This is a genomic window from Alkalilimnicola sp. S0819, from assembly GCF_009295635.1.
In the GTDB taxonomy this organism is placed as follows: domain Bacteria; phylum Pseudomonadota; class Gammaproteobacteria; order Nitrococcales; family WHIW01; genus S0819.
In genome coordinates this window covers 19361-34531 of sequence record NZ_WHIW01000012.1, presented here as the reverse complement: position 1 = coordinate 34531, position 15171 = coordinate 19361, and the positions used below count along the sequence as shown (strand labels likewise).

Below are 15171 nucleotides of genomic sequence, written 5' to 3'. Positions count from 1 at the left end.
GATTGAACAGCACAAGCCAATGCGGCCGCGCCGCGCGAGCGCCACCCTCGCCGCCCTGCTCACCGGGGCGCTGCTGCTGGGCGGCATCGGCACCCTGCACGCCCAGAACGATCAGCAGGCCGCGCCCCGGGAAGAGATCACCCTCAACCTCAAGGATGCGGATCTCTCGGCGCTGATCAGCACCGTCTCCGAGATCACCGGCGAGAACTTCATCGTCGACCCGCGGGTGAAGGCGCGGATCACCGTGGTCTCCAAGCGGCCCATGAACGCCGACGAACTCTACGAAGTGTTCCAGTCCATCCTGCAGGTGCATGGCTTCTCGGCCATCCGCAGCGGCGAGGTCACCAAGATCGTGCCCGACGTGAACGCCAAGCAGCTGGGGCCCGAGCCCGGCGAGGCCCCGGGGGCCGGCGATCAGGTGGTCACCCGCATCATCAGCGTGGAGAACATCCCCGTCGCCCAGTTGATCCCCATCCTGCGCCCGCTGGTACCGCAGCAGGGCCACCTGGCGGCCTACCCGCCCACCAATGTGCTGATCATCTCCGACCGCGCCGCCAACGTGGAGCGCATGCGCGAGCTCATCAGCCGCATCGACCGGGCGAGCGATGACGAAATCGAAGTGGTCCCCCTGAAGCACGCCTCCGCCCTGGAGATGGTGGGCATCATCGAAGGGCTGGAGCAAAGCGGTGCGCCCGGCGCCGAGGGCCCGCCCAGCGCCCAGCTGAAGCTTGCCGCCGACGAGCGCAGCAACAGCATCCTGATCAGCGGCGACCGGGCGAGCCGCGCCCGCATGCGCGCGCTGATCGCGCAACTGGACCAGCCGCTCGACCAGGAGGGCGGTACCCGGGTGCTGTATCTGAAGTACGCCAAGGCCGAAGACCTGGTGCCCGTGCTCACCGGTGTGAGCGAGAACATCGAGCAGACCCGCCAGCAGGCGGAAGGCGGCAACCAGCAAGGCCGCGCCCAGGCCGGCGAGCGAGTCAACATCCAGGCGCACGAGGCCACCAACTCTCTGGTCGTCAGCGGCCCGCCCAGCATCCTGCAATCGCTGGAGACGGTGGTGAAACAGCTGGACGTGCGCCGCGCCCAGGTGCTCATCGAGGCGGCCATCGCCGAGATCGCCTTCAACCAGGGGCGGGAATTCGGCGTGCAGTGGGGTGCTACCGACGATTCCGGCGATTACGGCGGTGTGGGCACCAACTTCAGCTCCAGCGACGCCGGCGGCTCCAGCTTCGGCTCCATCCTGAGCGCGGTGCTCGCCGGCGGCGATCTGAGCAACGTCAGCATAGGCTCCGGCATGACCGCGCTGGTGGGCGATATCAGCGGCTCGGTGCGCTGGGCCGCACTGATCCGGGCGCTGTCCACCAGCAATGACACCAACATCCTCTCCACCCCCTCCATCCTCACCCTGGACAACCAGGAGGCCGAGATCCGGGTGGCCGAGAACATCCCCATCCTCACCGGCCGCTTCGAGAGCGAATCCGGCGTGGGCAACCCCTTCCAGACCATAGAGCGCGAGGACGTGGGCCTGATCCTCAAGGTCAAGCCGCAGATCAACGAGGGCGATTCCCTGATGCTCGAGATCGAGCAGGAATCCTCCACCGTGGGCCAGGAAACCGAGGCCGGCTTCCGCACCAACAAGCGCACCATCAAGACCAGCGTACTGGTGGACGACGGCAGCCTGGTGGTGCTGGGCGGGCTGATCGACGAACAGGTGGACGAGCGCGAGCAGCGCGTGCCGGTGCTCGGCGGCGTGCCGGTGCTGGGGGAACTTTTCCGCTACCGCGATGCCAGTAAGGGCAAGCGCAACCTCACCGTCTTCCTGCGCCCGCAGATCATGCGCGGCGAGCGGGCCATGGACTACTACACCGGCCGCAAGTACAACCAGATGCGTGAGGAACAATTGCGCCAGCGCGAGCGCGGCATCCGCCTGATGCCCGATCAGGATCCGCCGCTGCTGCCCGATTACGAGACCACCCGGCTGCCGATCCCCTTCGGCCAAAGCGAATAGGGTCACGCCCGTGGAAGATACCAGCGAAGTTCTGCAACAAGCCGATGCCCGTGACCAGGAGGCCGGTGGCGGCCTGGGCCGACGCCCCTCCTTCGGCTTCGCCAAGCGCCACGGGCTGCTGGTCACCGAACTCGACGAGCACCGGGCCCATGTGATCTGCCGCCCCGGCACCCGGGCCCACAGCCTGAGCGAACTGCGCCGCAGCCTGCAGCGCCCCCTGCAGGTGGAAGAAGTGCGCGAGGACGCCTTCAACCGCCTGCTGCAGCAGAGCTACGAGACCAGCACCGGCGAGTCCATGGCCGCGATGGAAGACATCGGCGCCGACATGGATCTCTCGCGCATCGCCGACAGCCTCCCGGAACCGGAGGACCTGCTGGAGAGCGAGGACGACGCGCCCATCATCCGCCTGATCAACGCCCTGCTCACCGAGGCGATCAAGGAAGGCGCGTCCGATATCCACATCGAACCCTTCGAGGCCCGCCTGGTGGTGCGTTTTCGCATCGACGGCGTGTTGAAGGAAATCCTCCAGCCGCCGCGGGTGATGGCGCCGCTACTCACCTCCCGTATCAAGGTCATGGCGAAGCTGGACATCGCCGAGAAGCGCCTGCCCCAGGACGGGCGCATCTCGCTGAAGATCGCCGGCCGGGCGGTGGACGTGCGCGTCTCCACCCTGCCCTCGGGCCACGGCGAGCGGGTGGTCATGCGCCTGCTCGACAAGCAGGCCGGGCGGCTGGACCTGGCGCACCTGGGGCTGGATGAGCATTTCAAGCGCGAGATCGACGAACTGATCCACCGCCCCCACGGCATCTTCCTGGTCACCGGCCCCACCGGCTCGGGCAAGACCACCACCCTGTACGCCGGGCTCACCGAGCTCAACGATGCCAGCCGCAGCATCCTCACGGTGGAAGACCCCATCGAGTACTACCTGGAAGGCATCGGCCAGACCCAGGTGAACACCAAGGTGGACATGAGCTTCGCCCGCGGCCTGCGCGCCATCCTGCGCCAGGATCCGGACGTGGTGATGATCGGCGAGATCCGCGATCTGGAGACCGCCGAGATCGCGGTGCAGGCCTCGCTCACCGGCCATCTGGTGCTCTCCACCCTGCACACCAACACCGCCGTGGGCGCGGTCACCCGGCTGCGGGACATGGGCGTGGAGCCCTTCCTGCTGGCCTCCAGCGTGGTCGGCGTACTGGCCCAGCGTCTGGTGCGCACCCTGTGCCCGCGCTGCAAGCAGCCCTACGAGGCCACCGAGGCCGATTGCCAGGCGCTGGGCATCAGCCCCGGCGAGCCGGTGACCATGTACCGCCCGGTGGGCTGCGAGCACTGCAACCACATCGGCTACAAGGGCCGGGCGGGGCTGTTCGAGCTGGTGGTGATCGACGAGGCCATGCGCACCCTGATCCATGACGGCGCCGGCGAGTTGGCGCTGGAGCAGCGCGCCCGCCAGCGCACCCCGAGTCTGCGCCAGCATGGCGCGCAGCGGGTGTTGGCGGGGGAAACCACGTTGGAAGAGGTATTAAGGGTCAGCACGGAGGATTAAGGGAATCGCGGCCAAGAGCCGCTCCTACAGGGTGGCACCACCCACTGTAGGAGCGGCTCCTGGCCGCGATCCCGCGTCCACCCCACCCGGATAATTCCATGGGCGCATTCGAATACAAGGCACTGGACGAGCGCGGCAAGGAGCGCAAGGGCGTACTGGAAGGCGACACCGCCCGCCAGGTGCGCGCGCAACTGCGTGAGCAGGGCTGGATCCCCCTGGATGTGGAAGGCATCGCCGAGCAAAGCAGCCGTGGCGCCACCCGCCGTCGCGGCCTGCAGCGGGGCGCGAGCGCCAAGGACGTGGCCCTGCTCACCCGCCAGCTCGCCACCCTGGTGGGCTCCGGCCAACCCCTGGAAGAAGCCCTGCGCGCCGTCGCCCAGCAGACCGAGAAACCGCGCCTGCGCAGCATGATGACCGCGGTGCGCTCCCGGGTCATGGAAGGCCACACCCTGGCCGACGGCATGGCCGATTTCCCCCGCAGCTTCTCGGAGCTCTACCGTGCCACGGTTGCCGCCGGCGAGCACACCGGGCATCTGGACGTGGTGCTGGAACGTCTGGCCGATTACACCGAAAGCCGCCAGGTTCTGCGCCAGAAGATCCAGGTGGCGCTCTTCTATCCCATGAGCCTGCTGCTGGTGGCCACCGGCGTGGTCATCGCCCTGCTCACCTGGGTGGTGCCCAAGGTCACCGGGGTGTTCGACAACATCGGCCAGGAACTGCCGCCCCTCACCGTAGGCCTGATCGCGGTGAGCGACTTCCTGCGCGATTACTGGCTCTGGCTGCTGCTGATCATCGTCGCCATCGTGCTCGCCTTCGCGCTGGCCATGCGCCGCTATCCCTTCCGCCGCCGGGTGCACGGGCTGCTCCTGCGCGTACCCCTGGTGGGCAAGCTGGCCCGGGGGCTCAACACCGGCCGCTTCGCCCGCACCTTCAGCATCCTCACCGGCAGCGGCGTACCCGTGCTGGAAGCCCTGCGCATCGCCGCCCAGGTCATCTCCAACATCCCCATGCGCGAGGCGGTGGAGGACGCCGCCGTGCGGGTGCGCGAGGGCACCGGCATCGCCAAGTCCCTGGAGCGCACCGGCCAGCTCCCCCCCATGACCCTGCACCTGATCGCCAGCGGCGAGGGCAGCGGCCGGCTGGAGCAGATGCTGGAGCGCGCCGCGGTGAACCAGGAACGGGAGATCGAGGGCATGGTCGCCTCCCTGCTCGCGGTGTTCGAACCGGTGCTGATCCTCGGCATGGGTGGTATCGTCATGGTGATCGTGCTCGCCGTGCTGCTGCCCATCTTCCAGCTCAACCAGCTGGTGGGCTGAACGGGGCACCCCTGTCCCCTCCCGGCGACGAACAATAAATAATTGAACCAATTAACATTTAGACCAAAACGCTTGGCGTCTAATAAGCAACCCAAACGCACAGACCGAGGTTTTCCGCCCATGCACATGCGCACGCAGCAACGCCGCCAGCGCGGCTTTACCCTGATCGAGATCATGGTGGTCATCGTGATCCTGGGCATCCTGGCCGCTTTCGCCGTGCCCAATATCATGGATAACCCGGAGAAAGCCCGCATAACCCAGGCAAAGCACGATATCCGCACCCTGGAGAGCGCGCTGGAGATGTACAAGCTCGACAACTTCAACTTCCCCACCACCGAGCAGGGCCTGCGCGCCCTGGTGGAACGGCCCACCAGCGGGCCCGAGCCGCGCAACTACAAGGCCGGCGGTTACGTGAAGTCCCTGCCCAAGGACCCCTGGGGCAGCGAGTACGAATACCTCAGCCCCCAGGATTCCGGCGGCCGGGTGCAGATCATCTCGCTGGGCGCCGACGCCCGCCCGGGCGGCTCCGGCCAGAACGCGGACATCAGCAATCTGGACCGGGAGTAAGTGCCCAGCGCTCGCCACCCTGACACGCTGAAGCCGCCACCACGCGGCTTCACGCTCATGGAGGTCATGGTGGTGCTGGTGCTGATCGGCATCATCACCTCCATGGCGGTGATCGGGTTCGGCGGCGGGCGCGCCGACAGCCTGCAGGAGGAAAGCCGCCGCCTGGCGGTGCTCATGCAGCTGGCCTCGGAAGAGGCCATCCTCACCGCCCGCCCCCTGGGCCTGCGTTTCGACGAGGAGGGCTACCGCTTCCTGCAGTACGAGGAGCAGCGCTGGCGGGTACTGGAGGAGGACCCGCAGCTGCGCCCCCGGGCACTGCCGGAGTTTCTGCGCCTGGAACTGTTGCTGGAGGGCCAGTCGGCGGAACCGGCCGGGCTGCTGGCACAAGGCGAGGAAGACGAGGACCGTCTGCTGCCGGAGATCCTCTTCATGGAAACCGGCGAACTCACCCCCTTCGAGCTGCTGATCCGCGCCGAGGAGGTGGAGGATCATTACCGCATCAGCGGAGACATCAATGGCGTGCTGGACCTGCAAAGCCGGGGCGAATGAGCGGGGCTTCACCCTGCTCGAGGTGCTGATCGCCGTGGCGATACTCGCCATCGCCCTGGGTGCGGTGATCAAGTCGGTCACCGCCCACACCGCCAACGGCAGCTATCTGCGCGAGCGCAGCTTCGCCCACTGGGTAGCCACCGACCGGCTTGCCGAACTGCGCCTGGAAGAGCGCTTCGACACCGGGCGTGAATCCGGCCGCACCGAAATGGCGGATCGGGAATGGCCATGGCGCATCGAGATCGAGGAAACCCCCAACGACAATGTCCGCCGGGTACGGGTGACCGTCTACTCGCCGGAGAATGACGACAATCAGCTCGCCAGCCTCACCGGCTTTCTGGAAAACCCACAGTTGCGGGACGCCGCCGCCGCGCCGGCGCAGCAGGAAGGCGGGCAGCCGCCGGAACAGGGCGAGCCTCCACCGCAAGGCCAACCCGAGCCGAACGGGGAACCCACCACATGATCCTGCGGCGGGCGAAAGGCTTCACCCTGATCGAGCTGCTGGTGGCCCTGGCCATCTTCGGCTTCGTCTCCGCCATGGCCTACGGCGGCTTGCAGACGGTGCTCGCCGCCCGCGACCGCAGCCAGGCCCAGGCCGAGCGCCTGGGCGCCCTGCAGAAAGCCTTCCTCATCATGGAAAATGACCTGCGCCAGGCCATAGACCGCCCCATTCGCGATCGTTACGGCGACCGTCAGCCGGCACTGCTCACCGAGTTGCAGACCCTGCGCTTCACCCGCGCCGGCCGCGCCAACCCGCTGCAGCTGCCGCGCAGCAGCCTGCTGCGAGTGGACTACCGCCTGGAGGACGGGCAGCTCTATCGCGGTTACTGGTCCACACTGGACCAATCCATGGACCCGGAGCATTTCGAATCCGCCCTGCTCGACCAGGTGGAATCGCTGGAATTTCGTTTCCTCACCAGCGATGAGCGCTGGCTCAATGACTGGCCGCCGCCGGTGGCCCAGGGCACGCCCCCCTCCCTGCCCCGTGCCGTGGAGCTGAGCCTGGAGCTCAGCGACTACGGCGAAATCACCCGTCTGTTCCCCTTGGCCTACTGATGCGCAGCGCACGTCAATCCGGCATCGCCCTGATCACCGCCCTGCTGGTGGTGGCCGTGGCCGCCACCGCCGCCATCGCCATGATCGACCGCCAGCAGGTGGACATACGCCGCAGCCAGAACATCTTCGCCCGCGACCAGGCCTACGCCTATGCCCTGGCCTCGGAGAGCTTCGCCATGGACATCCTCGCCGCGGATCTGCGCTCCGGCCCCCACGACCATCTGGCCGAACCCTGGGCCCAGGGGCCGCTGCCGCTGAACTTCGAGGGCGCGGACATCCTGCTGTATCTGGAAGATCTGCAGGGGCGCTTCAACCTGAACAACCTGGTGAACGCCGCCGGCGAACCGGTGGAAAGCCAGCTGCAGCGCTTTCGCAATCTGCTGCGACTGCTGGAGCTGGACCCGCTGATCGCCGATGCGGTGGTGGACTGGCTGGACCCGAACCAGGACACCCGCTACCCGGGCGGCGCCGAGGACGATGTCTACACCCGCAAGGACCCGGCCTACCGGCCCGCCAACGGCCCCATGCGCAGCCTCACGGAGCTGCGCATGGTGGAAGGGGTGACCCCGCGCGTCTACGAGCGCCTGGCGCCCTTGCTCACCGTGCTGCCCGGCCAGACCACGCTGAACATCAACACCGCCGGCGCCCCGCTGCTCGCCAGCCTCGCCGACGACCTGAACCTCGCCCAGGGCGAGCAGTTGCTGGAAGTGCGCCCCGAGAACGGCTTCGAGTCCGTGGACAGCCTGCTGCAATCGGCGGTGTTCGCCGGGCGTCAGGTGGCCGCGGACAGCCTGTCCACCGGCTCTCGGCATTTCGAGCTGCGCGCCAGCGTGGAACTGGGCCGCAGCCGCGCGGAACTGACCAGCCACATCCAGCGCGGCGCCCAGGGGGGGCTGAAGATCCTGGCCCGCGGTTCCGGCGTCTTGTAGCCTCGCCCCGCACCCCTTATCTGAGAGGGAACACCCATACGCAGCACGCTGGCGAGGCCGAAGGATTTCCGCCACAATGCCCTTTCCCGAACCTGAAAGAACAAGAACATGCGGCCGAGTCTGATCATCCGCTTCGCCTCCGATCCCACGCAGGCGGCGCACTGGTTTTCCCTGAACGAACAGGGCGAAATCCAGGGCACCGGCGAACAGGGCAGCCTGCAACAGGCCGCCGAGGCGGCCCGTGGCCACGGGGTCATCGGCCTGCTGCCCGCCACCGACCTGCTGCTCACCGACGTCCGTATCCCCGGCCAGAGCCGTCAACGGGTGCTGCAGGCCCTGCCCTACGCCCTGGAAGAACAGATTTCCGGCGACGTGGAAGAACAGCACTTCGCGCTCGGTCCCAAGCTCGCCGACGAGCGCTACGCCGTGGCGGTGATTGCCCGCAGCGTGCTGGAGCGCTGGCGCGACGCCGCCGCCGAGGCCGGCCTGCGCCTGGAGCAGCTCTACCCCGACGTGCAATCCCTGCCGCTCGCCCCCGAGCACTGGAGCCTGCTGCTGGACGGCGAGCGCTTTTTGCTGCGCACCGCCCCCCAGGCCGGTTTCGGCGGCGATCGGGACACACTGAAATTCTTCCTGGAAGGCGCCCTGGAAGAGGCCGGCGAACAGCCCCCCGAGGCGCTGGATGTCTACCACGTGGACGCCCTGCGGGAAGCCGACGAACTGGCCCTGGACCTGCCCCTGCGGGTGGAGCGCATTCCCACCGATGACGCCCACGCCCTGCTCGCCGCCGGGCTGCAGCGCCAGCACGCCATCCCCCTGCTCAGTGGTGCCTATGCGCCGCGCGGCCAGGGAGGCGGGGAATGGGCTCGCTGGAAGCTCGCCGCCGGTCTGCTGCTGGCCTGGGCGCTGGTGGACACCGGGGCCGCCCTGATGGAGCGCTGGAAGCTGCAAGGCGAATACCGCGAGCTCACCGCCCAGGTGGAAAACATCTACCGCCAGGCTTTCCCCGAGAGCAGTCGGGTGCTCTACCCGCGCCGTCAGATGGAAAGCCGACTCGCCGCCCTGCGCGGCGGTGGCGGCGAGTCCCGCGGGCTGCTGCCCATGCTCGACGCCGCGGGCCCGGCGCTGAACCGCGCCGGGGAAGTGCGCCTGCGGGGGCTGCGCTATCAGGCCGGCGCGCTGGACCTGGAGCTCAGCGCCGCTGGCATCGAACAGCTGGACACGCTGCAATCGACCCTGGACGGCCTGGAAGGCCTGCGCGCCGAGACCCGCTCGGCGCAATCCGAGGGTGAGCGCATCAAGGCTCTGCTGCATCTGGAGAGCGGCTCATGAAGCAATGGTGGCAAGGCCTGCAGCGCCGCGAACAACTTACCCTGCTGCTCGGCGGCATCGCCCTGGGGCTGATCGTCTACGTCTTCGCCCTGTGGCTGCCCGCCCACCGTGAAGTGGCCAGCCTGCGCGAACAGGTGCGCGAGGAGCGCGCCACGCTGGAATGGATGCGCCAGGCCGCCCTGGAAGTGCGCGCCCTGGGTGGCGGGCCCGGCAACGGTGCAAGGCCGCAGGACAGCCGTTCCCTGGCCGCGCGCATCGATGCCGCCGCCCGGGCGGCCGGCTTGCAGGAGAGCCTGCGGGTGGAATCCAGCGGCCAGCGGCAGGTGCGGCTCAGTTTCGACAACACCCCCTTCGACCCGCTGATCGGCTGGCTGGTGGTTCTGCGCAACGAACACGGCATACGCGCCAGTACGGCAAGCTTCCGCAGTGCCGAGGCCACCGGACGGGTGGACGCGCAACTCATCCTGGAGGCCGCGGAATGAAGATGGGGCGTCGCGGCATCGCGCTGATTCTTTTCGGCCTGCTGGTGTATCTGGTCGGGTTGCTGGTGCATCTGCCCGCCGCCCACGCCTGGCGCTGGTTCGGCGGACAGGTGCCGGTGGAAGCCTTCGGGCTGAGCGGCAAGCTCTGGTCCGGCCAGGCGGCGGTGGTGCTCCACCAGAATCTGCGCCTGGATGGCGTTTCCTGGGATCTGGCCCCTCGGCATCTGCTGACCGGCCGGCTGGGCGGCGAAGTGCGCGCCACGGCATCGGGCGGCGAGCTGCGCGCCCGCGGCAGCGCCAACCGCCACAGCGCCGATGTGCAGATGCTGCGCGCCGATCTGCCCGTGGGGGAAGTGTTGCGCTGGGTGAACAGTCCGCTGATACCCGCCGAGGTGGTGGAAGGCCGCCTGCAGGCACAACTGAGCGAGCTGAGCGTGCGCGATGGCGTCATTCGGCAATTGGCCGGCGTCGTGGATTGGCGGGAGGCGCGCCTGCGCATGGGGTCGGGCCTGAATCTGGGCAATTTGAGCCTGCGCCTGCAGCCCACCGAACAGGGCAGCCGCGGCGAGATCCGCAACAGCGACAGCCCCCTGGAGATCCAGGGAGCACTGAACCTGGGCCGCGAAGGCGACTTCACCCTGAGCCTGGACCTGCGTCCCACCGACGCGGCCAGCCGTCAGGCGCTATCCGTCCTGGGGCCGGGAGAGGAAGGGGAAACACGCACCGTGCGGGTGCGCGGCCGCATGACCCCGGAGGGCGTGCAATTGGAGCCGCTGAATCGGGGCTGAACGCCGCACCGCTCGCCCTCCGGCGCCGGGGCGGGCGGGGCTAATGGCAAGGACGGCGACTCAGGCCGCCATCGCTTTCACAAGCCTTCCGCCAACGCCGCAAAGCTCTCCACAGCCGCGAACTCCACCCATTCCTTGGCCGGCGCCCTACTGTCCGGCTCCACCACCCCCAGCAAATGCGCAATCCCGTATCGCCGCGCCGAGGCCAGCACCCGAGGGCTGTCATCCAGCAACACCGTGCGCGCCGGGTCGAAAGGCACCTGGGCGCGCAAGGCGTCCCAGAAGCGCTGGTCCTCCTTGGGCAGTCCGTAGTCGTGCGAGCTGATCAACACGTCCACATGGTTGGCCAGTTCCGTGCGCTCGAGTTTCAGTGCCAGCGCATCCCGGTGCGCATTGGTCACCAACACCCGACGCTTGCTCGCCCGCTGCAGGCGCCGCAGGAAAAGATCCGCCTGGGGCCGGAACATGATCAGATCCTGCACCTCACGTTTCAGACGCGCGATGGGCAGATCCAGCTCCCGGCTCCAGTAATCCAGGCAATACCAGTCGATGGTGCCCTCCACCGCCTTCATGCGCGGGAACAGATCCGCCTTCGCCCGCTCCAGGCTCCAACCCTGGCGCTCGGCATGGCGCCGAGGCACGTGCTCCAGCCAGAAGAAATTGTCGAAGTGCAGATCCAGCAGCGTGCCGTCCATGTCCAGCAGCACGGTGTCGATATGGGCCCAGTCCAGCATGTCACCTCTCCAGAGCCAGCCGCTCCTACAGACAAAGATTGCGGAGTGTACAATGCACACCATGCCAAAGAAGCCCCACATTCTTGCTCGTCGCAGCGTCGCCCGATCGCGGCTGTTCCATGTGGAAGCCCTGGACCTGCGCTTCGCCAACGGCGAGGAGCGCGTCTATGAGCGGCTGGCCGGCTCCGGCGGGGGCGCGGTGCTGGTGGTGCCGATCACCGCCGAGCGGGAAGTGCTCTTGATCCGTGAGTACGCCGCCGGCACTGATGATTATGTGCTCGCCCTGCCCAAGGGCCGCGTGGAGCCGGGCGAAGCCCCCCTGGCCGCCGCCGACCGGGAACTGCGCGAGGAAGTAGGCCTGGGCGCTCGCAGCCTCATTCACCTGCGCACGGTGAGCGTGGCGCCGGGCTATATGTCGCACCGCACCCAGCTGATCCTCGCCCGGGATCTCTACCACAGCCCGCTGGAGGGCGACGAGCCCGAACCCATCGAAGTGCAGCCCTGGCCGTTGGATGCAATCAGCGAGCTGGCGCAGCGCGAGGATTTTCACGAAGCACGCAGCCTGGCCGCGCTTTATCTGGCGCGGGAACTGTTGGAAAAGGAAGAACAACAAGCATGAACACCACTCGACGCAAGGAATTGCTGGAACCGCTATGCCATCTGGCCCACCGGGCAGGCATCGCCATTCTGGAGGTCTATAGCCGGGACGATTTGGGCGTGGAGCACAAGGACGACGACTCGCCGCTGACCCAGGCGGACCGCGCCGCCCACCACATCCTGGCCGCGGGGCTCGCCGAACTGGCCCCAGACATCCCGCTGCTCTCCGAAGAAGGCCGCGCCGTCCCCTTCGAGGAGCGCCGGCACTGGGAGCGCTACTGGCTGATCGACCCACTGGACGGCACCAAGGAATTCATCAAGCGCAACGGCGAATTCACCGTCAATATCGCCCTGATGGAGCACGGCCGCCCGGTGCTGGGCGTGGTCTACGCGCCGGTGCTCGATCGCTGCTACTACGGCGCCCTGGACGTGGGCGCCTGGCTGGGCACCGCGCAGGGCACCGAAGCCCTGCGCACCCGCCCGGTCGCCTCACCCATGAACCTGGTGGTCAGCCGCTCCCACCGTAGCGGCGCCACCGAAACCCTGCTCGAGCGCCTGCCGGCGCACGAAACCACGTCCATGGCCAGCTCGCTGAAATTCTGCCTGGTGGCGGAAGGCGCGGCGGACCTCTACCCGCGCTTCGGCCCCACCTCGGAATGGGACACCGCCGCCGCCCAGGCGGTGGTGGAAGCCGCCGGCGGCCGGGTCACCGACCTGGCGCTGCAACCCCTGCCCTACAACGGCAAGGAATCCCTGTTGAATTCGGATTTTCTGGTGGTGGGGGACCCGGATTACGACTGGGGGCAGTACCTGGAAGGGTTCACGGTGGAGCCGCGGTGAATTAACCGCGGCTCCCGACGGAAAAGCGCTCAGGGCAGCGGTTCGGGCTTGTGAATGCCGTAGCCCTGGACGTAGTCCACACCCAGCTCGCGCAATAGTTCCCGGGTCGCCGCATCCTCCACGAATTCGGCAATGGTCTCGATGCCCATCACATGGCCCACCTCATTGATCGACACCACCATCGCCCGATCGATGGCATCCTTGCTCATGTTGCGCACGAAGGCGCCGTCGATCTTCAGGTAATCCACCGGCAGGGAGCGCAGGTAAGCAAAGGAGCTCAGCCCGCTGCCGAAATCATCCAGCGCGAAGCGACAACCCCGTGCCCGCAGCGTGCGGATAAACTCCTGCGCCCGTGCCAGATTGGCAATGGCCGCCGTTTCGGTGATCTCAAAACAGATCCGCCGCGCATCCACACCGCTGCGCTCCAGTTCCTCGGCCACGAAAAAGGCGAACTGCTCGCTGCTCAGCGACTGCCCGGAAAGGTTGATGGCCAACTGCTCCACCTGCTGCAGCACGGGGCTGTGCTGCAACTGCCGGAAGGCGCGGCTCACCACCCACCGATCCACCCCGGCCATCATGCTGTAACGCTCGGCGGCGGGCAGGAACTGCCCCGGCGCGAGCACGCTGCCATCCTCCGCCTGCATGCTGAGCAGAATCTCGGCATGGGAGCGCCCCGGGGTCTTCAATGATTCGATGCGCTGGTAGCGCAGCTGGAAACGATCTTCCTCCAGGGCGCGGTGGATCTCGCTGACCAGCCGCATCTGGCCGTGGCGGCTGCTCACCTCCTCGTCGTCCGGGTAAACGATATGCACCCGATTGCGCCCCTCGTCCTTGGCGACGTAGCAGGCGGAATCCGCGGCCGCCAACACCTGGGTGGGAGTACTGCCCCGGTGAATGGCCGCCACGCCGATGCTCGCACCCAGTTGGAAGACCTTGTCGTCCCAACTGAAGCGAAAACCGCTGATGACCTCCAACAACTCGCTCGCCAGCGCCCCGGCCAGTTCCAGGTCACAGTTCTTCAACAGCAGGCCGAACTCGTCCCCCCCAAGCCGGGCGAGCGTGTCACAATCACGTACGTGCTGGCGCAGCACCGCGCTCAGCCGGGTGAGCAACTGGTCACCGGCCATGTGGCCACAGGTATCGTTGACCACCTTGAACTGGTCCAGGTCCACGTAGCACAGGGCGTGCTCACGACCGCCATGATTGGCCTCGTCCAGGGCCTCGCGCAGGCGGCGCTCGAATTCCCGGCGATTGACCAGGCCGGTGAGCGGATCGTGATTGGCCTGGTAGGACATCATTCGCGCCATGTGCCGCAAATCGGTCACATCGTGGGCGACGATGACCACACCCCGAATCCGCCGTTCATAGTCGCGGATCGGCGAGACACTGACTTCCACCGAATATTCCCGGTCCCCGCTGCGATCCAGCAACGCCACTTCGCCATCGGGGCTGAGCGGCCCGTCATGCGCCAGACAGTCCGCCACCAGGTCGCCCACCGGCTCACGGCTGGTCTCATTGAGCAGCCGGAACACCTCGGCCAGGCGTTGACCGCGGGCCTCCGCCAGTGACCAGCCGGTGAGGGTTTCCGCATGGGGATTGAGGTAGGTAAGCAGCCCCTCGGGGTCCGTGGCGAAGACCGCCTCGCCGATGGAGCCGAGCGTCACCTGGACACGCTCGTTCTCTTCGGAGAGCGTGCGAATCAGTGCGCGATTCTGGTGCCGGGCGGCCAGCGAACTGAGGAGCAAGCCGGTGGAAACCCCCGCCGCATTGGCCGTCATCAAGCCGAAGACGCCAACGACCAGCGCCAGCAGCGCGCCGGTTACGCTGCGTTCGAGCAGAAAGATCAGCCCGCTGGCCAGGTAAATGGGCGTGGTAAAGGCCAGGTAGGCGGGCAGATGCGCGGCCAGCGTGGCCAGCGCCCCGAAGCTGAAGCCGGCCGCAATGAACATGACGCCGGCAAAATCGTAGGGGTTTCCACTGGACCAGCCTATGGGCACCAGCAGCGCCCAGGCACTGCCCTGCACCGCGGACATCAACACCGCCCGCCGCGCCCAGCCGGACAGGGCCTCGAAGGCTGCAGGCTGGGCGAAGAAGCGCCGACATACCCACCAGCGCACGGCAACGATCAGCAGCATCAGCACGCACCAGGGCAGCGCCCAGAGAATCCCGCGCAGGCTCAGCGCCAGCGTGCTCAGCAAAGCGACGACCGTGGTGGCCGACAGGCCGTAGTAGTTGAGCTGGAAAAGCCCCTGGATGCGTTCCCGGGAGGTGGCTTCCTCCACCTCCCGGGATCGCAGCTCGGCGCCGAAGTTGGGCTGCTTCCAGCCCGCATCCACCCAGGTAGCGCCGTCGTGCAGCGCCTTGTTGTCGTTGCCCTGCTCCGCGGGCGCTGGTGCCTCTGCCTCCACTGGTGCCTCTGCCTCGTCC

The 15171-nt window shown here is 67.6% G+C and carries 15 protein-coding genes; 13 read left to right on the top strand and 2 right to left on the bottom strand.

From position 1 onward, the window contains the following. Positions 1-19: 19 nt before the first annotated feature. The 11 genes from gspD (at position 20) to GBG68_RS10665 (ending at position 10573) form a co-directional block, all read left to right on the top strand. Positions 20-2011, top strand: coding sequence for a type II secretion system secretin GspD (gspD, locus tag GBG68_RS10715; RefSeq protein ID WP_193222308.1), 1992 nt, complete (start codon positions 20-22; stop codon positions 2009-2011). A gap of 31 nt (positions 2012-2042) precedes the next feature. Continuing rightward, the gene (gspE, locus tag GBG68_RS10710) at positions 2043-3554 is read left to right on the top strand and encodes a type II secretion system ATPase GspE (RefSeq protein WP_226801775.1); all 1512 of its coding nucleotides are present in this window, start codon (positions 2043-2045) and stop codon (positions 3552-3554) included. 98 nt (positions 3555-3652) lie between these two features. Continuing rightward, positions 3653-4870, top strand: coding sequence for a type II secretion system inner membrane protein GspF (gene gspF / locus GBG68_RS10705; RefSeq protein WP_152147136.1), 1218 nt, complete (start codon positions 3653-3655; stop codon positions 4868-4870). Positions 4871-4996: 126 nt separating this feature from the next. Further along, complete coding sequence (gene gspG, locus GBG68_RS10700; RefSeq protein WP_152147242.1) at positions 4997-5437, top strand: type II secretion system major pseudopilin GspG; 441 nt, start codon at positions 4997-4999, stop codon at positions 5435-5437. Beyond that, positions 5438-5986, top strand: coding sequence for a type II secretion system minor pseudopilin GspH (gspH, locus tag GBG68_RS10695; RefSeq protein WP_152147134.1), 549 nt, complete (start codon positions 5438-5440; stop codon positions 5984-5986). Continuing rightward, on the top strand, positions 5952-6449 hold the full coding sequence (gspI, locus tag GBG68_RS10690) for a type II secretion system minor pseudopilin GspI (protein WP_152147132.1): 498 nt from the start codon (positions 5952-5954) through the stop codon (positions 6447-6449). The genes gspH and gspI overlap by 35 nt, the downstream gene beginning before the upstream one ends. Continuing rightward, positions 6446-7042, top strand: a complete 597-nt coding sequence (gene gspJ / locus GBG68_RS10685; RefSeq protein WP_152147130.1) for a type II secretion system minor pseudopilin GspJ — start codon at positions 6446-6448, stop codon at positions 7040-7042. Before gspI ends, gspJ begins: the two co-directional genes overlap by 4 nt. Continuing rightward, positions 7042-7971, top strand: coding sequence for a type II secretion system minor pseudopilin GspK (gene gspK, locus GBG68_RS10680; protein ID WP_152147128.1), 930 nt, complete (start codon positions 7042-7044; stop codon positions 7969-7971). The genes gspJ and gspK overlap by 1 nt, the downstream gene beginning before the upstream one ends. Positions 7972-8079: 108 nt before the next feature. Continuing rightward, on the top strand, positions 8080-9303 hold the full coding sequence (gene gspL / locus GBG68_RS10675; protein ID WP_152147126.1) for a type II secretion system protein GspL: 1224 nt from the start codon (positions 8080-8082) through the stop codon (positions 9301-9303). Next, positions 9300-9785, top strand: a complete 486-nt coding sequence (gene gspM, locus GBG68_RS10670; RefSeq protein WP_152147124.1) for a type II secretion system protein GspM — start codon at positions 9300-9302, stop codon at positions 9783-9785. The genes gspL and gspM overlap by 4 nt, the downstream gene beginning before the upstream one ends. Continuing rightward, entirely contained in the window at positions 9782-10573 is a 792-nt protein-coding gene (locus tag GBG68_RS10665) for a type II secretion system protein N (protein WP_152147121.1), read from the top strand. Before gspM ends, GBG68_RS10665 begins: the two co-directional genes overlap by 4 nt. 77 nt (positions 10574-10650) lie before the next feature. Here GBG68_RS10665 and yrfG read toward each other — a convergent pair whose 3' ends face one another. Next, positions 10651-11307 (bottom strand): GMP/IMP nucleotidase, encoded by a 657-nt coding sequence (yrfG, locus tag GBG68_RS10660; protein ID WP_152147120.1) that lies wholly within the window; start codon positions 11305-11307, stop codon positions 10651-10653. Between the two features lie 61 nt (positions 11308-11368). On the opposite strand from yrfG, the gene nudE reads away from it, so the two are divergent. Then, positions 11369-11926: an ADP compounds hydrolase NudE gene (gene nudE / locus GBG68_RS10655; protein WP_152147240.1), complete on the top strand. Its 558-nt coding sequence runs from the start codon at positions 11369-11371 to the stop codon at positions 11924-11926. Then, complete coding sequence (gene cysQ / locus GBG68_RS10650; protein ID WP_152147118.1) at positions 11923-12744, top strand: 3'(2'),5'-bisphosphate nucleotidase CysQ; 822 nt, start codon at positions 11923-11925, stop codon at positions 12742-12744. The genes nudE and cysQ overlap by 4 nt, the downstream gene beginning before the upstream one ends. Positions 12745-12773: 29 nt before the next feature. Here the strand turns inward: cysQ and GBG68_RS10645 are convergent, their stop codons facing one another. Continuing rightward, complete coding sequence (locus GBG68_RS10645; protein ID WP_152147116.1) at positions 12774-15152, bottom strand: EAL domain-containing protein; 2379 nt, start codon at positions 15150-15152, stop codon at positions 12774-12776. Between the last annotated feature and the right edge of the window lie 19 nt (positions 15153-15171).

Coding starts and splice junctions, on each gene's coding strand:
- gspD (WP_193222308.1), top strand. CDS start 20: ATGCGGCCGCGCCGCGCGAGCGCCACCCTCGCCGCCCTGCTCACCGGG.
- gspF (WP_152147136.1), top strand. CDS start 3,653: ATGGGCGCATTCGAATACAAGGCACTGGACGAGCGCGGCAAGGAGCGC.
- gspG (WP_152147242.1), top strand. CDS start 4,997: ATGCGCACGCAGCAACGCCGCCAGCGCGGCTTTACCCTGATCGAGATC.
- gspI (WP_152147132.1), top strand. CDS start 5,952: ATGGCGTGCTGGACCTGCAAAGCCGGGGCGAATGAGCGGGGCTTCACC.
- gspJ (WP_152147130.1), top strand. CDS start 6,446: ATGATCCTGCGGCGGGCGAAAGGCTTCACCCTGATCGAGCTGCTGGTG.
- gspK (WP_152147128.1), top strand. CDS start 7,042: ATGCGCAGCGCACGTCAATCCGGCATCGCCCTGATCACCGCCCTGCTG.
- gspL (WP_152147126.1), top strand. CDS start 8,080: ATGCGGCCGAGTCTGATCATCCGCTTCGCCTCCGATCCCACGCAGGCG.
- gspM (WP_152147124.1), top strand. CDS start 9,300: ATGAAGCAATGGTGGCAAGGCCTGCAGCGCCGCGAACAACTTACCCTG.
- GBG68_RS10665 (WP_152147121.1), top strand. CDS start 9,782: ATGAAGATGGGGCGTCGCGGCATCGCGCTGATTCTTTTCGGCCTGCTG.
- yrfG (WP_152147120.1), bottom strand. CDS start 11,307: ATGCTGGACTGGGCCCATATCGACACCGTGCTGCTGGACATGGACGGC.
- nudE (WP_152147240.1), top strand. CDS start 11,369: ATGCCAAAGAAGCCCCACATTCTTGCTCGTCGCAGCGTCGCCCGATCG.
- cysQ (WP_152147118.1), top strand. CDS start 11,923: ATGAACACCACTCGACGCAAGGAATTGCTGGAACCGCTATGCCATCTG.